The following is an 18,834-nucleotide window of genomic DNA, read 5'->3' as shown; positions in this document are numbered from 1 at the left end:
TAAACTACTCCTCTTGCTTTTTCTTAACGCTCATAATCGCATTTTTAGGATTTTTAGGATCACTAGAAACAAATTCTTCAACAGATTTAACTTCAAAAATTTGTTTAAGCTCATCAGTGCTTACAGATGTTGCTGATTCTAATGAAGCATCATCCATTGAACATTCGTCAGCAGTAGCTCCATTCGTAGGAGAAACAGTAGTCTGAATTGATTCAGCAGACAATTCTGAAGTATTAGTTGCATTCTGAACTTGAGACTGTAGTTTAGCTTGATCCAAGACACCAGAAACAGCTTCATCTCGGTTATGAGAATGCAAACTCTTCTGTATTGCAATCTCTGCTGCATGAGGCACAGGCTCATCTTCAGTATAAGAGTCTTTAGAAGAAGACTCTTCAGAAGAAGAGTTTTCCGGCATTGCAATCACATCCGACATAGGCATAGACGACATGTCTGCCCAAACATCATCATCCGCATTTGCAATATCACTTAATTCATCCGCAGTATTTTCAGAAGCTACTGATGCTGCGGAGCCATCAGCGCCACTAAAACCCGAAGATTCTTTTTTAATAGGATTTTTATTTATTCCGTTGCTATCAGAATCAGTTTTATTACTAAAACCAGCAGATATACCAGTTTTACGCAATAAAATATCGCGCTTAACTTTTGCAAGCTTTTGCGGATCCATTCGAGCAACAGATTCTACTTGTTCACCATTAGCAGCAACTGGTGCAGGAGCAATCATTACTTGCGCTCCAAACACCTCATGCACTTCATTCATTACTACTTTTGGCACTTTTTGTCCATCATATGGAGAAGTAGTGCATACTGCGAGCGCAAACGCATGTTGACTCATAGGCTCATTAAAAGTCAAAATAAGACGCTGTCGACCTGATTGTGCTGAAGTAAGTTGCACTGTAGGAACATACTCACGAGTTACATACTCGCGTACGTCATCAGGCAATTTTGAAACTACTTTATCCCACATTGCATCGGTATCCACGGAATCATTCTTTGAATTAGCATTATGTGCATCGTTTAAAAACGCTTTTTTAGATTCCATTTCTTTTGTGTTTGTAGCAGATTGCGTTTCTGCTTTAGCAATAGGAGATGCTGTAGTTTCAGAAGGTAGCGAAGAATTTGAAGTAATATTATTCTCACTATCTGCAGAAACATATTTCTTATTGCTTGTAGAACCTACGAAATGAGCACCAGAAGATACTTTATTTTGAATATTCTGCTTAGAAGTGGAAATATTTTGTTGTTGCACGTTATTAATGCGCAAATTAGTTGCAACAGTATTTGAAGTTTCGCTGTCTGCAAGCAAACGAGCAACTAAAATTTCCAAATTCATTCGAGGAGAAATTGCACTAGCCATTGCGCTTAAAGCATCATTAATTGTTTGAGCCATACGTGCTAAATCATGCAATGTCATGCTTGCAGATTGCTTATTCAATATTTCCAAATCTTCTAGAGAAACATCATTAAGTAAGCTTGAAGCCGCTTTAGGACCTGCAGATACCATAAGCAACAAATCACGAACTCTACCTAATAAATCTTCTACAAACTTGCGAGTATCGTAGCCCCCAACAATAACGCGACGAACTACATCGTATATCGAAGCGCCATCATGATTAATAAGATCGTCAATGAATTCGCTAATCAATGAATTAGGCGTAAAACCTAATAAAGCAACCGCAGAATCCAAAGAAATTGAACCATCAACAGCACCCACCATAAGCTGATCGAGCACAGATAACGTATCTCGCATTGATCCTGCACCAGCGCGCATAACAAGACGAAGAACTCCCGGCTGTGGCAGAATACCTTCCTTTTTGCAAATATCTTCAAGATATGGAGACATTACTTCTGGAGGCACAAGTCTGAAAGGATAATGGTGTGTACGTGAGCGAATAGTGCCAATAACTTTATCCGGCTCAGTGGTAGCAAAAATAAACATTACATGCTCAGGCGGCTCTTCTACAATCTTAAGCAAAGCATTAAAACCTTGCTGTGTAACCATATGAGCTTCGTCGAGAATAAAAATCTTATAACGGTCACGAGCAGGAGCGAAGCCAGCACGCTCACGCAACTCTCTAGCATCATCGACACCGTTATGGCTTGCAGCATCAATCTCTACAACGTCGATAGAACCGGCACCGCCAGTAGCTAAATCTTTACAGCTTTGGCACTCTCCACATGGGTGCGAAGTTGGTCCTTTTTCGCAATTAATGCAGCGAGCTAAAATTCGCGCAGAACTTGTTTTACCGCATCCACGCGGACCAGAAAATAAATATGCATGCGTTATTTTTCCTTGGTCTAATGCTCTAGACAAAGGTATGGTAACCTGATCCTGCCCAATAACACCATCAAACGTGTCAGGACGATATCTACGATACAGTGCAAGTGCCATGTTTCCTAACCTACCGCGACCTAACTATTTCCCCGATATATCTTAGTTAAGACTATCAGCAGCCGCCACCCGACTGCTGATATTTATATTCGTTTTTGCTACTTACTACTTATTGCAATCTTCTAGCCCTGCTCTAGCAGAAACTTCCACGTTAGAAGCAAATGGAATATTCAGCCCAACAGAAACACGAACAGTTACATCATTACTAGTAGAGTTGCAAGATTTCAAAAAAGCATTGCTTGAAGCAACAGTACGCGCAACAGCCTCGCACGCATTATCCTCCATCCTTTGCAACGCAGAAGCACCAGATAAAGCAGCGGAAGTTGCAACAGCATAAGCTTGATGTTTAGCTCCGAGAACATTACATAAAATAGCAGAAAGCACTAGTATTGAGCAGACTGCGATCACTAGCATAATGCCAAGCATAGTGCCAGAACCGCAGTCAATGCCCTTACATCGCTTATGAATGAAATTTATTGAATGCTTCACAAAATTCTTGCGCCTACTCATACTAAAACCTGGCTTACATGACTTTCCACTAGAGGCGGCAAAATATGAAGAGGATCAGGAATAAGAGGACATTTAACAACAATATTCGCCATATTATTGCTACGACTTATTTTCACCGACGCTCCTTGACCTGCGACCGACTGCACAATACTTGCGGCAGCTTTATCGTCCTTATGAGTCACAAGATAATACGCAACTTGCGCAGCAGCATCATGACAATTCATAGTACATACAACTGCTCTACCTATGCCAATTAATACAAATAACAGTATTAATGCGCAAGGCAAAACAATAGAAAATTCAGCAGTTACCGTCCCTCTGTCATAATCACTAATTTTGCGCAACAACCTTTTGCACACAATAACTTTCCGCATCATAAGCTCATTTCATCTGCTAAAGCATGCCGTTAGCCGATTTTCAATGCTTTTTGCACTAAATTTGTCAACGTTGTGCGAACCGTATCTGATTTCAAAATAGCAACTAGCAACGCAGCGAAACCAGTGGCAGCAATAATAACTACTGCATACTCAGCTGTTACAGCTCCAGAATCCTTATTTTTAAGACCTTCAGCGTACAGCTTTCTTTTTTGACACAAACATGACTCAATATTCACTAATTGTTCATTTACTTGAAGCATAGACACAGAGCATCGTGCAACAAGTTTTTGCATTATCCCAACCATCATCTTGTACCTTTCACTTCAAACTATCCGAAATTTTCGGATAGAAATATTATTACAACTTGTTTTGCGAATGAAAATAAAAAAATTGCATTGTGGATAAAAGCTAATTTATTTTTCTAGAAATTTATTTTTAAAAAGCTAGCGCATAAGCGACATAACTGTTGGCAAAATTCCTATGCATATAAAAGACGGCAAAAAACATAATCCAACAGGAAGCAGCAATCGCACAGACAACCTAGAACTTTCTTGTCTCGCAATATTAGCCATATTTCTCTCATAATGTTGAGCAAGTGCAGACAATACAGGAACTGGAGATGAACCATAACACCATGATTCTTTTAAAGATGTCATTAACCATCTAGCTAATATTTCTGAAGAATCTAAGTTTTTACGATTAGTAAATTTTGATTTATTTTCTAATTCAAAATTATCTTGTTTAGTATAAGTAGAAGACCATGCTTCATGCCACGTATCTCCTGCAAGTAAAGCATTGGAAACAGAGCAAAGCCACATGCCTTGACCACAAGGAAACACTTGCCCAACAGCACTAAGAGCCCTAGTAATAGCAACACCACTACGAAGTGAAACAATAATCATATGTAAACCAAGAAGAGGATCTACATATGAAACTTTGGAATTACGCCATTCGTATTTAACTAGCATAATTTTGCTGTTAAAACGCATACGATTATCTAATGAATCACACTCTAATCTCAAACTCACCCATTGCCAAACAATTACAACGAACAATGGAACGATAAACAAAAGCTGCTTTGTGGATTCCATAAATCATCCTTCCAGCGAAGCAGCATCCATTGCATGCTGAGATATTTGCAACATAGAACTAACCCATACCAAACCCAATCCATAACATATTCCACCTATTGTTAATAAAATCCATCCATTTACTGTTGTAATTAACATCAAAATAGGATGCCCACCTAGTAATTCACCAGCAAAAAGAGCCAAAATAGGCAGAGCAGTAAGTAATTTTATTGTTGCTTTTGGCATTGCAGCTACGTCAGCACGTAAATCTTCTGCACGCTTCTGAGCATGATATGACTTTGCCGTAGCTTCCACACATTCTGCCATAGCGCAACCAAGAGTATTACTCAATTCATATGAAGCCATAAGACTTTCAGAAACAGTATGTATATGTTTTTCAAGCTGACGACGTTGATTCTTATTCATATTGCGGTTCTTTGGAAAACAACGTTCATAAAGCCACTTATAAATAATTTTTGTATTAACTGCACTACTGCAAATACATTTTTGAGACTTAGAGTCACTGTGAACAATCATTGCAAAAGTAGAACCAGAACGTAATGCAGCAATCATTCCAGCAAGAACTTCTTCAATATCCATTTTTACGCTCCAAGCAACACAATCGACTACTAATTATTTGAACTGTCAACACATACGCTTGCCATATTTTCGGGAAGATTCCAATACTTTGAAAACTTAACCCATGCAGGCAAAAATTTCATTACAATACTGCCGTCAATTCCACAAGATAATTGCAAAACTGGAACGCCACACAGCAACGAAGTGCTAGAAGCGTATTGCAAAATACCGAGTTCTTTGATCATTCGACGCCCGTTAGAAGATCTCTCTACATGAATAACGACATCGAATGCTCCAGCAGCTAAAGCACATAAAGCTGCAGGATCCAACCCAGCCAATAACCCTAATGCCATAAGACGAGCGGGAACTTTTTCTATTTCATCTGCATGAAGAGTTGTCATTCCACCTTTATGACCAGAAGTAAATACTCTCAATAAATCGGCAATTTCTTCCCCACGACATTCACCAAGAATAATGCGATCCGGACGCATTCTTAATGTTGCTTTTACTAATTGAGATAATCCAATTTCTCCTACACCTTCTACATTTGCTTCTCGCGCACTTAACGAAACATGATTTTGTGTCAACTCGCCAAGCTCTCTAATTTCTTCAACAGATACAATACGATCTTCGCAATCAGCAGCAGCCAACAAAGCCTTCATAAGTGTAGTTTTCCCGGATCCAGTACTTCCGGTGATCATTATATTTGCTCGCTTTTTAACTAAAACGCTTAGAATACAAGACAATTCTTTTGGAAACATGCCTTGCTCGCTTAAAGAAACAAGATCATAACGATTAATTGAAGGAAAACGAATTGACAATGCTGCTCCTTGAGATACAAGTGGTGCTAAAACAGCATGTATGCGAATGCCAGAAGTACTTGAAGCATCAGCAATAGGACACGCATCATCCAGTCTTTTGCCTAATTGTGCACAAAGCCATACAGCATATTCTCTTAACAAAGCAGGGTTGTTAAGCGGAACTCGAGTTGCGCGTTCCTTAAGACCTTGCCCACAATCTACCCACACACGACCGGACTCACTTACAACCATGTCTGTGACTCTTACATCATTGGCAAATTCCTGCAGAATGCCAAAATCAATATCACGAATATTATTTACGATCATATTTACCTCTTGAATATTTCGAACGACGATATTGCGAACGACGATATTTAGTTACAGCATTTTTTGTATTTGATATAACATCTCCAATAAGCCAATTATTTATGCGTTTCATAGTTTCCTTCATTGAAAATGGCACATTTCGAATACCGTAACCCCCTATAATGTCGGTGTACATGCGAGCATCGTGTTGCAAAGAACCAAGAAATGTAGTTGATAAATATTCAGAAGCTTCATCGATACTTAAAACATAAGATTTTTGCGTTAAACCGCGAGGAGACAATCCAACAACAGCAAATTTATTAAACTTTACGCCAGAATCACACAAAGTATCTAATTTTTGTAGCAACGCTCTAAGCCTTGCTAAATCGAGCACAGATAGCTCAACCGCAGCAAGAGTTGCGCTGTCAATAAATTGCGGAATATTACGGTAAGACTTCATAGCAGTCTCGCCAGAACCTATATCTACAATAACTACATCAACAGCATCAGCTAAACCTCTAATAGCAGCCTCTAAAACCCAAGGTTCAGGATACTTACCATGCCATGGAGAAAATGCTAAAACATCCACATTATCCCAATGCAATAGCTCATTGCGCAACACATAGCCATCACATCTACCTAAAGGAGCATCAACTTCTTGCAACCTGCGGCCTTCATCTGATTCCAAACCAAGCAGAACGTCTAAACCACCATGAGTCAAATCAGCATCTACAAGAGCAACACTATGACCTTGTTCACTTATATAGCGAGAAAGAATAGATAGCGAAGTACTTAGCCCAATGCCATCTGCAGCAGACATTCCAACCAAAATATTTTTAGGCAACGGATCTAAAGAATCACGCGCAATAAAATTATCTTCTTCAGCATTATTAAACATACGAGATTTATGCTTAATAGAAATATCTTGCGAGCGCTCAGTATTTTGAAAACTCTCCACATCTTGAGAACTCTTAGGCAAAAGAGTCATAACAGTATGATCGTCAGCTATACAAGGCGTGCTTTTTACACCATTAGATACAGATTCGTATATAGATTTATCTGCAACTTGAGGAGGATAAACATAACGTTTAACATCTCTAAATGCGCCTACAGCTTCGCCATTGTTATAATTTTTATCAATCTGCTTAACGCCAATTGATTTGTTGCTTACACTCATATTCATACTCATGCGTCTATTGAAACGCATACAGCAATGAGTTTTCAACAATATTCATGCAATGTGGTTAAAAGCTCAGGAAATATTAAGAATAAGCAAATATTGCACAAAATTATCTATAAAAACATCTATTTTACAGAATTTACAGATGGCAATACTAAATCTTTATTAACTTTCATATAGCGTTCAAGTAACTCACCATAAATTGGCTTAGTTTTTAGAATATCTGAAATAAGCAATGCAATAAATGCAGAAGCTGCAACTGGGAGCGTATGAATCATAGTTCCAGACATTTCAACAGTAAGCAAAATCGAAGTGAGTGGAGCTTTTACAGATGCAGACAACGTGCCAGCCATAACGCAAACTGCAAACACAGATACAAATTTTGCATCAATGCCAAATGCTGAAACGCTAGTAATACAGCGCGCAGCAACACCACCTGCGAGCGCACCTACGGCAAGAATCGGCATAAAAATACCACCAGGAGCGCCACAGCCAAAACTCGTAGAAGTAAACAACATTTTTGCCACAAATAGCAAACAAAGCATTACAAGACTTGCTTTTCCATATTCAGAAAGTTGCACTAAATTAGATCCGCCACCAAGAACTTCAGGCAGGAACAAGCCAACTGGTATTGCAATTAGGCAAGCAACAGCAACAGGAATCCACTTTGGCAAATATCCGTATAATGTTTGCAAACCAAGTAACGAACGATTCATTAGCGAGCCTACAAAACCTGCAAAAATACCAAGAGGAATAAGCCAAATATGCAAGTTCATTGGCAAATCTGGAATCTGACCAAAATCAAGAACTGGACGCAATCCGAAACAAGTTTGCGAAACAAAATCAGCACATAAAGCAGCTGCAGCAGCTCCTATAAGAACAATTGAAGTTAAGCCGTGCTGAATCTCCTCCATAGCAAACATAACTCCAGAAAGTGGCGCAGAAAACGCAGCAGATAAACCGGCTGCAGCTCCAGCAGTTACCACATAATGCTCTTTAATATCGTCACGCCTACCTTTACGTAAAATTCGAGACAACATCTGAGCACCACATGCACCTATTTGAATAGATGGACCTTCACGTCCAAGAGACAATCCAAATAAAGAACCAAGTAAACCGCCAACAAAACGCACTGGCAGAATCGTGTGCCATCGCATATTCAAACCGCGATTAACATAGCCCACGACTTGAGGAATACCACTTCCAGAAGCCATACTCTCTTTACGACTCATCCAGCCAATAATTAGACCTGCAATTACAGCAAAAATTAAGCATGGCAAAATCCACCATACGTTATGCCGGATTTGTAAATACATCCAACGCGCAAAATCCGTACCGTGTTCAATACCAAGCCTGTAAGAAGCTACTAATGAACCAGAAACAGCGCCGACAAATATTCCAGCTAATATTACTTTCCAACGAAGCTGGCAAAAAGTTTTTGATATTTGCTTTAACTTATTACTCAAAAAGCTCAATGCATTCTTAAACTTCACTACAACTCGATTCTGCGCACAACACTTAACTTCTAAATACTAAATTACGTACAGTAACAATATTTGCGAAACAATATACCCAACAGAAGCAGCAAAGAATGGGACAATAAGTTCTGCAAAAAGCAAGAACACTCCATCTTTTATGCGCTTTCTTTGAATAAGATCCACACCTTCAAAAATTGCAGTAGAAAACGTGGAAAATCCACCTAAAAATCCCAAAATCATCAAATAAGCAAAACGTACTCCACATATTGCAGCTGCAACCATGAAAACATTAGATACAACACCTATAGCAAATGAAGCAATGCAATTGATAAATAGCGTTGCAACTGGAACTTCGCTTTTGTAGGCAGCTGAAATTTTTTTAGTCATTGCGCATCTTAAAACAGCACCTAAACCGCCAAAAAAGCAAGGCAAAATAAACATAATAAAAACGTATAAAGAATTCATCACTTCATCACCTTAGTATTAGCTTCCGCAACAGATCGACTTTGCTTTTTGTTCATGCAATTCGCAATTCCTGTTCCAACCCAATTACCAACAAAAGCCATAAAAACGCCAAAAAGCAGCGAAAAAAGCATGCCCAAAACAACAAGCGTCATGCGTGGAGCCATAAAAGACATTGCACTTTCAAACGCGAAAGTAGACATAGTAGACAATCCGCCACAAAATCCTGTTCCTAGCGCATATTTATACAAAGTTTGCTTTTCTTTAGATAACGCTTTAACAGATATTGCAGTAACAAGAGCGAAAATAAAGCACGCAATCATATTCGACAAGAAAGTGCCTAAAGTAAGCTGACCAAATATAAATGATTGTCCGTCTACTTGGTGAATAGTGTGCGCATAAGAAGAAATTACTGCGCGCACGAAAGCTCCACATGTACCACCAATAAAAACTAAAAAGTATAATCGGCAATTATTTTTTTTATTTTTTCCGCTTATTTTACTCATTTTCACTCTTTTTGAAATTACCGTCATAAACCAAAACGACACTCTCAATTGAGAAGTGCCGTTTTGCTAATTTGATCATAAAATAATAAACGATTTCAGTCAGTTAGTGAGTGAACACTAATGATATGATCACGCTGCGGACCAGTTCCAATAGCAGAAATACGGCAATGAGAAAGCTCTTCCAAACGCTTTACATAACTTTGCGTATTTTGAGGCAAATCTTCAAACTTATGAATTTGAGAAATATCCTCATTCCAGCCTGGAAGCATCTCGTATACTGGTTTCGCAGAAGCAAACAATGCTTGATCTACAGGCATTTCTTCCATACGCTGAACTGTGCCATCAGACAAAGTCACATCATAAGCTACGCAAACTGGGATTTCCTTCAAACCAGTCAAAACGTCAAGCTTAGTAAGAACAATATCCGTCAAACCATTTACGCGAGTTGCATAACGGCTTACTACAGAATCAAACCATCCACAACGACGAGGACGACCAGTTGTAACACCATATTCATGACCTTGCTCACGCAACCAGTCACCCTGCTCATCCAAAAGTTCAGTTGGGAATGGACCTTCACCAACACGAGTAATATAAGCTTTTGCTACTCCAATTACGCGCGTAATACGAGTAGGACCAACACCAGTACCCGTGCAAGCGCCACCAGCAGTAGGGTTTGAAGAAGTTACAAATGGATAAGTGCCATGATCAACGTCAAGCATTGTTGCTTGTCCGCCTTCAAACAGCACAGTCTTACCCTCGTCCATTGCTTTATTCAATACTAATGAAGTATCAGCAACATATTTCTTCAAACGTTTGCCAAGCTCCACAAGTTGAGCAGTAACTGCATCAATATCAATAGGATGTTGATTATAAAGTTTTACAAGCATTTGATTCTTTTGATGCAAACTTGCTTCAACTTTGTCGCGCAAGTGATCAGCATTAAATAAATCATGCACTCGAATACCAACACGATTAATTTTATCCGCGTAAGTAGGTCCAATACCACGACCAGTCGTGCCAATCTTGTGTTTGCCAAGAAAACGCTCAGTTACTTTATCAATAACTCGATGATACGGAGTAATAACATGCGCAGCTTCGCTCACAAGCAAGCGCGAGCAATCTACACCGCGAGATTCCAAAGCATCGATTTCTTCAAGTAATACCTCTGGGTCAACAACAACACCATTACCAATTACAGGCGTAACATTAGGGCTGATAATTCCGCTTGGAAGTAAATGTAATGCATAAGATTTATCGCCAACAACAACAGTGTGTCCAGCATTATTACCGCCATTAAAACGTGCGACAATATCAACCTTTGAACCAATTAAATCTGTTGCTTTGCCTTTACCTTCGTCACCCCATTGAGCTCCAATAAGCACAATACCAGGCATGCCGCACCTCCATTTTTGAGCTAACGCTGCTCAAATAAGCACAATTCTTACCTGTTAAGCCTATCTCTATGCCCCTACCGAATAAGAAAAAGAAATATATAAAATTAAAAAATTTTACTATTTCAGTGCTTTACCAGCAGAACCTAACTGCACACAGGCTTCTACTACACGCTGAGCCATGGCTTTTTCGGCTTCACGACCCCAAGATCGAGGATCATATAACTTCTTTTCGCCAACTTCTCCGTCTATTTTAAGAACAGAATCATAATTGCTGAACATGTGACCAGCAATTGCACGAGTAAAAGCGTATTGAGTGTCGGTATCTATATTCATTTTAATTACGCCGTAACGCACAGCTTCAGCAATCTCTTGAGCAGTAGAACCAGATCCGCCATGAAATACAAGCAGGAACGGCTTTTTAGAAGCACCAAAGGTGCGAGTATCACAAATATTTTGATAGTTCTGATATACGGTTTTTTGAATTTCTTGCAATAATTTAGGATGCAATTTTACAACGCCAGGTTTATACGCTCCATGAACGTTGCCAAAAGTAAACGCTGCCATATACCTACCGCGCTCACCCAAACCAAGCTTATCTACAACGCGCAAAGCATCTTCAGGCGTAGAATATAATCTTTCGTCAATATCAGCACGATGCCCGTCTTCTTCTCCGCCAACAGCACCAATCTCAATTTCAAGAATTGTGCGAGATTTTTGCGAAGCTTCAAGCAACTGTTCTGCAACATCTAGATTATGTTGCAAAGGCACTGTTGAACCATCCCACATGTGCGACTGGAATAACGGTTCTTCGCCTTTTTTGACTTGTTCTGCTTCATAAGAAATTAGTGGTTTAATCCAATCATCTAAATATTGCTCAGCGCAATGATCTGTATGAAGCGCAATAGTAATATTAGGATATTGAGCTGCCACTTCGTGCGCAAACTTTGCAAATGCTATTGAACCAACAACACGATTATTAAGAGATTGACCTGAAAAATAAGCAGAACCACCGACAGAAACTTGGATAATACCATCAGATTCAGCTTGAGCAAATCCCTGTAGTGCTGCGTTAAGAGTTTGAGTACTAGTAACATTGATAGCAGGGTATGCGTAGCCACCTCGACTTGCAGCATCAAGCATATGCGCATAACGTTCAACAGTTGCAATAGTCATACTTGTATTATCCGCCTTTATTACTCAGATAGCCACGCATATGCACAAAAACATTACATACTGGTATGCGAAAATCTATCTTCAAAATCTACAAACTGATTGTGATTCCATATTTCAACGCAATTAAAATAACAGAAATATCTAATCTCAAGATTGCATTTGCTTATGACGCTTCTTAGCCTCAGTAACAACAAACTCATGATATTTCAACGCAATCGAAGAATCTAATCCGGCATTTTTCGCAATATTTAGCAAACTTTCTATTTGCTGCTGCTCTCTTTTAGAATCCTCAGGAGCAAATCCAGCTTTAGCCTTCAATTCACCAATTCGTTTCGTAGTTTTAAACCGCTCAGCAAGCAGCGCAATTATTGCATTATCAAAATTATCAACAGATTGACGCAACACGATAATCTCTTCGGAAGCAACTTTGCAACATGTTGTAAGAGATGTATCGTGCGCGTCAACCGTTGTTTCAGAAAAATCACACATATCAAAAAGGCGTTTAATCGAAATATGTTTGCAAAACCATAGTTGTTTCTGTACTGACAGGAACTATGCGATGAATGGTATTAATAAGTTCTTCTAATTTGCTTGGCGTAGCAACACGCACTACCAGCATAAAACTTGGACTACCAGTAATCGAATAGCAAGCTTCAATACCAGAAATATCACGCAATTTATTAGGTATTGTAGCTTCCTGACCAAAATCAAGCGGTGTAACAGATACAAATGCACTTACCGGTAAACCACGGCGCTCATAATCAATTAATGCGCGATAACCGGTAATAACACCTTTACGCTCAAGCTTTTGCACTCGAGATTGAACTGCAGAAACAGACAAACCCGAGGCCTTCGCCAAACGAGTTAACGTCGCTCGACCATCGTGTTCGAGAATATCAACAATGATTGCATCAGTTGAATCCATAGCTATACTAGCTTCAGCTTTATGAGGATTTCCAGCCATACGTCCTCCATTCTCCAGTCGACGCTGAATCGAGAATCCAAAACGAATCTATGTAGCGCCACATTGCAGTCACTTTTATGGTACAGTATTTTTTACAGAAAAAGAACAAATTTATTCAAAAAATAATAAAAAAATACAAATTATTACGTTAAAAATAATTTTTTCTTTTAACATCATCAGGAATAGTGTTGTACAATTCGCATAATAAGCGTATAAACGAAACCTATAACCTTTAAAAATTATTCTTATAAAACAAAGCAAAACTATAATCAAAACCAACAATCAAAAAGGAGCACAGCATGGCAAAAGTAGCGAAACATGCAATTTCAATACCTCGTTCAGGTATTAGAGATGTATTCGACCGTGTAGAACAAATACCAGACGCTATTTCACTATGCCTAGGAGAGCCAGGCGAAACTGCTTCCTCACACATTGTTGAAGCTGCATGCAACTCATTACGAGAAGGAAAAACAAAATACACAGACGTTTTAGGCATACCAGAATTTCGCAAGGCAGCTGCAAATTATACGAATAGAGTAAAAGGTCTAAACTACGACGCAGACACAGAAATTCAAGCCGTTGACGGCGCTACTATTGGATTATATTTAGCTATTAAATCAGTAATAGACCCTGGAGATGAGGTCATTATTCCATCTCCATACTTCACGTCGTACGATGCAGAAGTTCTAATGTGCGAAGGAATTCCAGTAACTGTAGCACTTAAGCCAGAACATGGAATGCATATTAATGCGGAAGAAATACGCAAAGCTATATCACCGCGCACTAAAGCCATCATTATCAATTCTCCATGCAACCCAACTGGTGCTGTAACAACCGCAGAAGAACTCGAAGAAGTTGCAAAATTATGCCAAGAATTTGATCTTTGGGTAATTTCTGACGAAGTCTACCATCCATTCGTATTCGCAAGCAATCCAGAAACTGAACCTTGCGGAAATGCTGTAGCGCCATCTATTGCAGCAGCTGAAGGGATGCACGAACGAACAATTATTGTAGAAAGTTTATCGAAAACTTACGCAATGACAGGCTGGAGAATTGGATATATTCTTGCACCAAGCCAAGTTATTGAGCAAACCAGCAAAATTGCAGAAATGATGCATTCTTCTGTAAATTCTACCGCGCAATATGGCGGCGTAACTGCATTAACAGGACCGCAAGATCACGTGCGCGAAATGAGAGAAGAATATCGCGCAAAACGTCAGCTTGTTATAGACGGATTGGCAAATTGCAATGCATTGCGTCTTATAGAGCCTCAAGGTGCATTCTACGTTTTTGTTGACGTTCGACCAACTGGTTTAAGTTCAGAAGAATTTAGCAAAAAACTTTTAGATGAAGAAAAAGTTGCTGTTGTGCCAGGAGAAGCATTTGGCGCAGAAGGAAGCGGATTCGTGCGACTATCTTACGCTGGAAAAGCAGAAGAACTTAAAGAAGGCGTAGCTCGAATGAGCAAATTTGCACTTGCGCAACAAGCTTTACATGCTGCATAAAGTATTAGTTATTAATAAATATTAATAAATATAAATAAAATTATTGCCCCTTGGTAGATAATCCAAAGGGCAATAATTTTAATTCCTTACGAAATAAAAACTACGCAACAGTCGTAGAAGAAGAATTATTCGTAGCAGTGCCAGTTTGTTGAGTTATAGCAGTTAAGAAATCACGATTTGAAGCAGTTTTCTTCAATCGAGGAATCAAAGTCTGATATGCTTGCTCTGCCTCAAGACCACCAAAAAGACGGCGCAAACGATAAATAACTGGCAAATCTGCAGCTGGAGTAATTAACTCCTCGCGACGAGTTCCAGAAGCATTAATATCTACTGCTGGGAAGAGACGCTTATCAGCCAAATCTCTGCTCAAGCGCAATTCCATATTTCCAGTGCCCTTAAACTCTTCGAAGATTACTTCATCCATCTTAGAGCCGGTTTCAACCAATGCAGAAGAAATAATCGTCAAAGAGCCGCCGTCTTCAATATTTCGAGCAGCACCGAAGAACTTCTTTGGTGGGTACAACGCTTGAGCATCAACACCACCGGAAAGAATACGACCAGAAGCAGGAGCTGCAATATTGTAGGCTCTAGCCAAACGAGTCATAGAATCAAGCAAAACCACAACATCCTGGCCAAGCTCAACCAAACGCTTAGCACGCTCAATAGCAAGCTCAGCAACAGTAGTATGATCCGTTGCAGGACGATCAAATGTAGAAGAAATCACTTCACCTTGTACAGTGCGTTCCATGTCGGTAACTTCTTCTGGACGCTCATCGACAAGAACAACCATAAGATGCACTTCAGGATTATTTGTAGTAATTGCATTTGCAATATTCTGAAGAGTAATGGTTTTACCAGCCTTTGGCGGAGACACGATCAAACCGCGCTGACCTTTACCAATTGGGGCAACTAAATCAATAACGCGTCCCAACATGCGATTCGGAGTAGTTTCTTGCTTTAAACGCTCCTGCGGATATAACGGCGTCAACTTAGCAAATTGCGGACGAGATTGAGCTTCTTCAACGCTCATTCCATTAATGCTATCGATTGTTTGCAAAGGAACAAACTTTTGACGCTGATTTCGACGATCGCCTTCGCGAGGAGCACGAATGGAGCCTTGAACTGCATCACCTTTGCGTAAGCCATATTTTTTAATTTGGCTCATTGAAACATAAACATCGTTAGGACCAGGCAAATAACCAGAAGTGCGCACGAATGCGTAAGATTCTAAGACATCAACAATTCCAGCTACTGGCACGAGCTCTTCCTGAGGCTCTTCACGACGAGGCTCGCGTAACTCATGCTCTTCACGAGCATCGCGCGCATCACGGGCATCGCGATCAAGACGAACATTGCGATCATTACGATCATTACGATCTTGACGTTCTCCACGCTCAGCACGACGTTCATCACGATCGTCACGTTCTACTCGATCCATGCGTTCTGAACGATTTTGTCTATCTGAATAATCTGAACGAGACTCATCGTAATCACGCACACGACCACGCATACGGCGTTGGAAACGATCAGTACGATTTTGCTGTTCTTCTCTATCAAAGTCACGAGAAGCTACACGCTGACGACGCGGTTCACCCTCTGCATGAGAATCTTCGCCAGGCAATGTTGCCAAAATTTGATCCAACTCATGCGAATCCATGCCATCTTCTCTACGATCGCGATTATCATCACGATCTTCTGAAGAACGGCGACGCTGGAATGTATTATTACGATTCGCATCGCGTCGATAATTTTTATTCCCAAAATCTTCTTCGTCTCTATAGCGACGATCTGAAGTAGTATTTGGAACCAAACCTTCTAACGCTTCTAAATCACTATTGTCTTTCGACGATTCAGCATCTTCTATATCTGTACTAATATCTGCAGTTTTATTAGCATTCACAACATCACGAGGAACACGAACACTTACACCTGCAGGCGCTTCTCCCCCATTACGAGCAGCCGTCAGTGTAGCCACCAACTCAGGCTTACGCATTGTAGATGTTCCGCGCAAGCCCATTTGTTTCGCAAGATCTTTCAATTCTGAAAGCTTCATTTTTTCAAGATTCTGGCCTGTTGCCACAATTTTACCTTTCCTTAACTCACACGGAATAGAGCCCCGGCAAGTCTTTACATGGAAGATTACGGAAAAATCCGTCACGAACTCGCTGCTATTTCATAACAATTCATATGCACATAACAACGAACATTATGTATGCTACTACAGCTATACGACGCTGTACAACGCGGCGCGCCATAGTATTTAGTATTTTTATTACAATTTTTATAAAGCTTTTAAAGCGATATTAGAATAAACAAAAAGCGCCAATAACATGGGCAATGTCCAGTATTATTGACGCTATATCGCTAAATTATTTGCGCTTTAAAATCAAACGCTCAAATTTATACGAAAATTAATTACTACTTCTTTTCGTGATACGACTTTTCAGTATTAACAGACCACACGTTCTTTTTAGAAGTTTCTCCAGTTCGGATATCTTCTACAGCCTCAATAGCAGTTGCCATTGAATGATCTTGGTTATTGTAACGATGCTGTCCATTACGACCAACGCAATACAAATTGCCGAAGCCATCAAGATAATCAATCAATTCAGGCATCTGAGCGTATGTGTCAAAGTAAGCAGGATATGCCTTTGGAACTCGCTCACGATGAGAATCAAGAACGTCTTCCTCACCATTGATAACCTGCATACGAGTCAACTCGTCAATAGCCATCTTGCGAGCATCATCATCACTCATATTCCAGAAGTCGTCGCCTTCTTCGCAGAAGTACTCAAGACCAATCCAAACGGTGTTATCGACATCCTTAACGAGATATGGGCTCCAGTTGTTGAAGATTTGCAAACGTCCGACTTTATATCCAGGATCCTGCACGTAAATCCAGCAATCAGGAACAATAGGAGGATTACCAAGCGTTGGAATAGTAGTAGTATTACGCAGACGCACGCGCTTAACAAGCAAGCCTACAGTCACAAAATCGCGATAAGGCAAACCTTTGGCAACGCGCTGCATTTCTGCTGGAACTTCAGCTTTTTCGTCACCATCTGCACCCTGCTCAAGAGCAGCTACCAAATCCTTAATTGGCATAGAAGATATAAACTGGTCGGCGTGCAATTCTGAACGCTCTCCATTTGCATCTTCAACTACAACACTGGAAATCTTTCCGTCTGCTTGCTTAATAGCAACTACCTTTGCGTCTGTACGCACAGTAGCACCGTTTTCGCGGCAACGACGCTCAACAGTTTCCCATAACTGACCAGGACCAAGCTTTGGATACCAGAATTCCTCAATTAATGAGGTTTCTACTTCCTTCTTCTTGCCTTTTTTCTTAGGGAAAAGCTTGGAAAAAGCGTTCTTCAACACTTCCACAATGCTCAAACCCTTAACGCGCTGAGCACCCCAATCGGCAGAAATCTGGCTTGGATGCCTACCCCAAAGCTTCTCGGTATAACCCTCAAAGAACATGGAATAAAGCTTCTTGCCGAAACGATTAATGTAGAAGTTCTCGAGATTAGTTTCTGGCAACTTGTGAATCATAGACCACAAATAGCTGAAGCCAACCTTCATTGTCAAAATAAAGCCCATAGAGCGCAAGGTTGCTGCAGAAAGAGAAATTGGATAATCAAAGAAATGATGATTCCAGAAAATACGAGAAACGCGATGACGCTTCAACATCACTTCATCTTCAACTTCAGGATCAGGTCCACCTGCTTCCAAATCGTGATGACGACCAAGCTTTTTATCGTCATATGAAGGCGCACCCTGTAGAGGCAGCATTTCACGCCACCACTGCATAATACGGTCATCTTTTGAGAAGAAACGATGACCGCCGATGTCCATACGATTGCCGTTATACTTCACAGTACGCGAAATACCGCCAAATTCACGCGTGGCTTCGAGTACTGTTACGTCGTAGCGGCTAGATCCGCCATCCTTAACGAGTTCCCAGGCTGCCGTCAACCCTGCCGGACCGCCACCAATAATTACCACAGATTCCTTTGGGGATTGTGTATCCGTCACTTGTCCTCCATCTTAATACATCAAATTTTTACGAAAACACTTTGCGTGCTAGGTAAGCAATTTCTATATATCCTTATTG

At 40.2% G+C, this 18,834-nt stretch carries 18 protein-coding genes; 1 reads left to right on the top strand and 17 read right to left on the bottom strand.

Annotation, left to right across the window (positions count from 1 at the left end):
* Positions 1 to 4: 4 nt before the first annotated feature.
* From dnaX to AC1EKT_RS03290, 15 genes are all read right to left on the bottom strand, one after another.
* A complete protein-coding gene (dnaX, locus tag AC1EKT_RS03360) occupies positions 5 to 2,410 on the bottom strand; it encodes a DNA polymerase III subunit gamma/tau (RefSeq protein WP_481616122.1) in 2,406 nt (801 codons plus the stop codon).
* A gap of 105 nt (positions 2,411 to 2,515) precedes the next feature.
* Positions 2,516 to 2,920: an Rv3654c family TadE-like protein gene (locus AC1EKT_RS03355; RefSeq protein WP_481616123.1), complete on the bottom strand. Its 405-nt coding sequence runs from the start codon at positions 2,918 to 2,920 to the stop codon at positions 2,516 to 2,518.
* Positions 2,917 to 3,297, bottom strand: a complete 381-nt coding sequence (locus AC1EKT_RS03350; protein WP_032835337.1) for a TadE/TadG family type IV pilus assembly protein — start codon at positions 3,295 to 3,297, stop codon at positions 2,917 to 2,919. The genes AC1EKT_RS03355 and AC1EKT_RS03350 overlap by 4 nt, the downstream gene beginning before the upstream one ends.
* A 29-nt stretch (positions 3,298 to 3,326) precedes the next feature.
* Positions 3,327 to 3,602, bottom strand: a complete 276-nt coding sequence (locus tag AC1EKT_RS03345) for a DUF4244 domain-containing protein (RefSeq protein ID WP_415687391.1) — start codon at positions 3,600 to 3,602, stop codon at positions 3,327 to 3,329.
* 138 nt (positions 3,603 to 3,740) lie between these two features.
* Positions 3,741 to 4,388, bottom strand: coding sequence for a type II secretion system F family protein (locus tag AC1EKT_RS03340; protein WP_415687096.1), 648 nt, complete (start codon positions 4,386 to 4,388; stop codon positions 3,741 to 3,743).
* Positions 4,389 to 4,391: 3 nt separating this feature from the next.
* A complete protein-coding gene (locus AC1EKT_RS03335) occupies positions 4,392 to 4,967 on the bottom strand; it encodes a type II secretion system F family protein (RefSeq protein ID WP_415687095.1) in 576 nt (191 codons plus the stop codon).
* A 29-nt stretch (positions 4,968 to 4,996) separates the two neighbouring features.
* Positions 4,997 to 6,073 carry a TadA family conjugal transfer-associated ATPase gene (locus AC1EKT_RS03330; protein ID WP_415687094.1) on the bottom strand — a complete coding sequence of 359 codons (1,077 nt, stop codon included), beginning with the start codon at positions 6,071 to 6,073 and terminating at the stop codon, positions 4,997 to 4,999.
* Entirely contained in the window at positions 6,060 to 7,235 is a 1,176-nt protein-coding gene (locus AC1EKT_RS03325; protein ID WP_481616124.1) for a CpaE-like family protein, read from the bottom strand. Before AC1EKT_RS03325 ends, AC1EKT_RS03330 begins: the two co-directional genes overlap by 14 nt.
* A 122-nt stretch (positions 7,236 to 7,357) precedes the next feature.
* Entirely contained in the window at positions 7,358 to 8,725 is a 1,368-nt protein-coding gene (locus AC1EKT_RS03320; RefSeq protein ID WP_415687530.1) for a ClC family H(+)/Cl(-) exchange transporter, read from the bottom strand.
* A 39-nt stretch (positions 8,726 to 8,764) separates the two neighbouring features.
* The gene (locus AC1EKT_RS03315) at positions 8,765 to 9,175 is read right to left on the bottom strand and encodes a fluoride efflux transporter FluC (RefSeq protein ID WP_415687389.1); all 411 of its coding nucleotides are present in this window, start codon (positions 9,173 to 9,175) and stop codon (positions 8,765 to 8,767) included.
* Complete coding sequence (locus AC1EKT_RS03310; RefSeq protein ID WP_415687091.1) at positions 9,175 to 9,678, bottom strand: fluoride efflux transporter FluC; 504 nt, start codon at positions 9,676 to 9,678, stop codon at positions 9,175 to 9,177. Before AC1EKT_RS03310 ends, AC1EKT_RS03315 begins: the two co-directional genes overlap by 1 nt.
* Before the next feature lie 95 nt (positions 9,679 to 9,773).
* Positions 9,774 to 11,075, bottom strand: coding sequence for an adenylosuccinate synthase (locus AC1EKT_RS03305; RefSeq protein ID WP_391496154.1), 1,302 nt, complete (start codon positions 11,073 to 11,075; stop codon positions 9,774 to 9,776).
* Positions 11,076 to 11,192: 117 nt separating this feature from the next.
* Positions 11,193 to 12,248 (bottom strand): class II fructose-bisphosphate aldolase, encoded by a 1,056-nt coding sequence (gene fbaA / locus AC1EKT_RS03300; RefSeq protein WP_415687090.1) that lies wholly within the window; start codon positions 12,246 to 12,248, stop codon positions 11,193 to 11,195.
* A 147-nt stretch (positions 12,249 to 12,395) separates the two neighbouring features.
* Positions 12,396 to 12,737, bottom strand: coding sequence for a chorismate mutase (locus AC1EKT_RS03295; protein WP_415687089.1), 342 nt, complete (start codon positions 12,735 to 12,737; stop codon positions 12,396 to 12,398).
* Between the two features lie 13 nt (positions 12,738 to 12,750).
* Positions 12,751 to 13,212 carry an Lrp/AsnC family transcriptional regulator gene (locus AC1EKT_RS03290; protein WP_119527272.1) on the bottom strand — a complete coding sequence of 154 codons (462 nt, stop codon included), beginning with the start codon at positions 13,210 to 13,212 and terminating at the stop codon, positions 12,751 to 12,753.
* Between the two features lie 299 nt (positions 13,213 to 13,511).
* Here AC1EKT_RS03290 and AC1EKT_RS03285 point away from each other — a divergent pair, with 299 nt between their 5' ends.
* Positions 13,512 to 14,717, top strand: a complete 1,206-nt coding sequence (locus AC1EKT_RS03285) for a pyridoxal phosphate-dependent aminotransferase (protein ID WP_415687534.1) — start codon at positions 13,512 to 13,514, stop codon at positions 14,715 to 14,717.
* A gap of 100 nt (positions 14,718 to 14,817) precedes the next feature.
* Here the strand turns inward: AC1EKT_RS03285 and rho are convergent, their stop codons facing one another.
* Both rho and AC1EKT_RS03275 read right to left on the bottom strand, forming a co-directional pair.
* Positions 14,818 to 16,797 carry a transcription termination factor Rho gene (gene rho, locus AC1EKT_RS03280; RefSeq protein WP_481616125.1) on the bottom strand — a complete coding sequence of 660 codons (1,980 nt, stop codon included), beginning with the start codon at positions 16,795 to 16,797 and terminating at the stop codon, positions 14,818 to 14,820.
* A 338-nt stretch (positions 16,798 to 17,135) separates the two neighbouring features.
* Positions 17,136 to 18,755 (bottom strand): NAD(P)/FAD-dependent oxidoreductase, encoded by a 1,620-nt coding sequence (locus tag AC1EKT_RS03275; protein ID WP_032835339.1) that lies wholly within the window; start codon positions 18,753 to 18,755, stop codon positions 17,136 to 17,138.
* Positions 18,756 to 18,834: the final 79 nt, after the last annotated feature.

It is taken from the genome of Bifidobacterium sp. C0047B3 (assembly GCF_056590535.1).
Note: the sequence above shows the minus strand (reverse complement) of the source record. Positions and strands in the feature narration are given on the sequence as shown.

Excerpts from the sequence above, each read along its gene's own strand:
- dnaX (WP_481616122.1), bottom strand. The coding sequence starts at position 2,410 with ATGGCACTTGCACTGTATCGTAGATATCGTCCTGACACGTTTGATGGT.
- AC1EKT_RS03355 (WP_481616123.1), bottom strand. The coding sequence starts at position 2,920 with ATGAGTAGGCGCAAGAATTTTGTGAAGCATTCAATAAATTTCATTCAT.
- AC1EKT_RS03350 (WP_032835337.1), bottom strand. The coding sequence starts at position 3,297 with ATGATGCGGAAAGTTATTGTGTGCAAAAGGTTGTTGCGCAAAATTAGT.
- AC1EKT_RS03345 (WP_415687391.1), bottom strand. The coding sequence starts at position 3,602 with ATGGTTGGGATAATGCAAAAACTTGTTGCACGATGCTCTGTGTCTATG.
- AC1EKT_RS03340 (WP_415687096.1), bottom strand. The coding sequence starts at position 4,388 with ATGGAATCCACAAAGCAGCTTTTGTTTATCGTTCCATTGTTCGTTGTA.
- AC1EKT_RS03335 (WP_415687095.1), bottom strand. The coding sequence starts at position 4,967 with ATGGATATTGAAGAAGTTCTTGCTGGAATGATTGCTGCATTACGTTCT.
- AC1EKT_RS03330 (WP_415687094.1), bottom strand. The coding sequence starts at position 6,073 with ATGATCGTAAATAATATTCGTGATATTGATTTTGGCATTCTGCAGGAA.
- AC1EKT_RS03325 (WP_481616124.1), bottom strand. The coding sequence starts at position 7,235 with ATGAATATGAGTGTAAGCAACAAATCAATTGGCGTTAAGCAGATTGAT.
- AC1EKT_RS03315 (WP_415687389.1), bottom strand. The coding sequence starts at position 9,175 with ATGAATTCTTTATACGTTTTTATTATGTTTATTTTGCCTTGCTTTTTT.
- AC1EKT_RS03310 (WP_415687091.1), bottom strand. The coding sequence starts at position 9,678 with ATGAGTAAAATAAGCGGAAAAAATAAAAAAAATAATTGCCGATTATAC.
- AC1EKT_RS03305 (WP_391496154.1), bottom strand. The coding sequence starts at position 11,075 with ATGCCTGGTATTGTGCTTATTGGAGCTCAATGGGGTGACGAAGGTAAA.
- fbaA (WP_415687090.1), bottom strand. The coding sequence starts at position 12,248 with ATGACTATTGCAACTGTTGAACGTTATGCGCATATGCTTGATGCTGCA.
- AC1EKT_RS03295 (WP_415687089.1), bottom strand. The coding sequence starts at position 12,737 with ATGTGTGATTTTTCTGAAACAACGGTTGACGCGCACGATACATCTCTT.
- AC1EKT_RS03290 (WP_119527272.1), bottom strand. The coding sequence starts at position 13,212 with ATGGCTGGAAATCCTCATAAAGCTGAAGCTAGTATAGCTATGGATTCA.
- AC1EKT_RS03285 (WP_415687534.1), top strand. The coding sequence starts at position 13,512 with ATGGCAAAAGTAGCGAAACATGCAATTTCAATACCTCGTTCAGGTATT.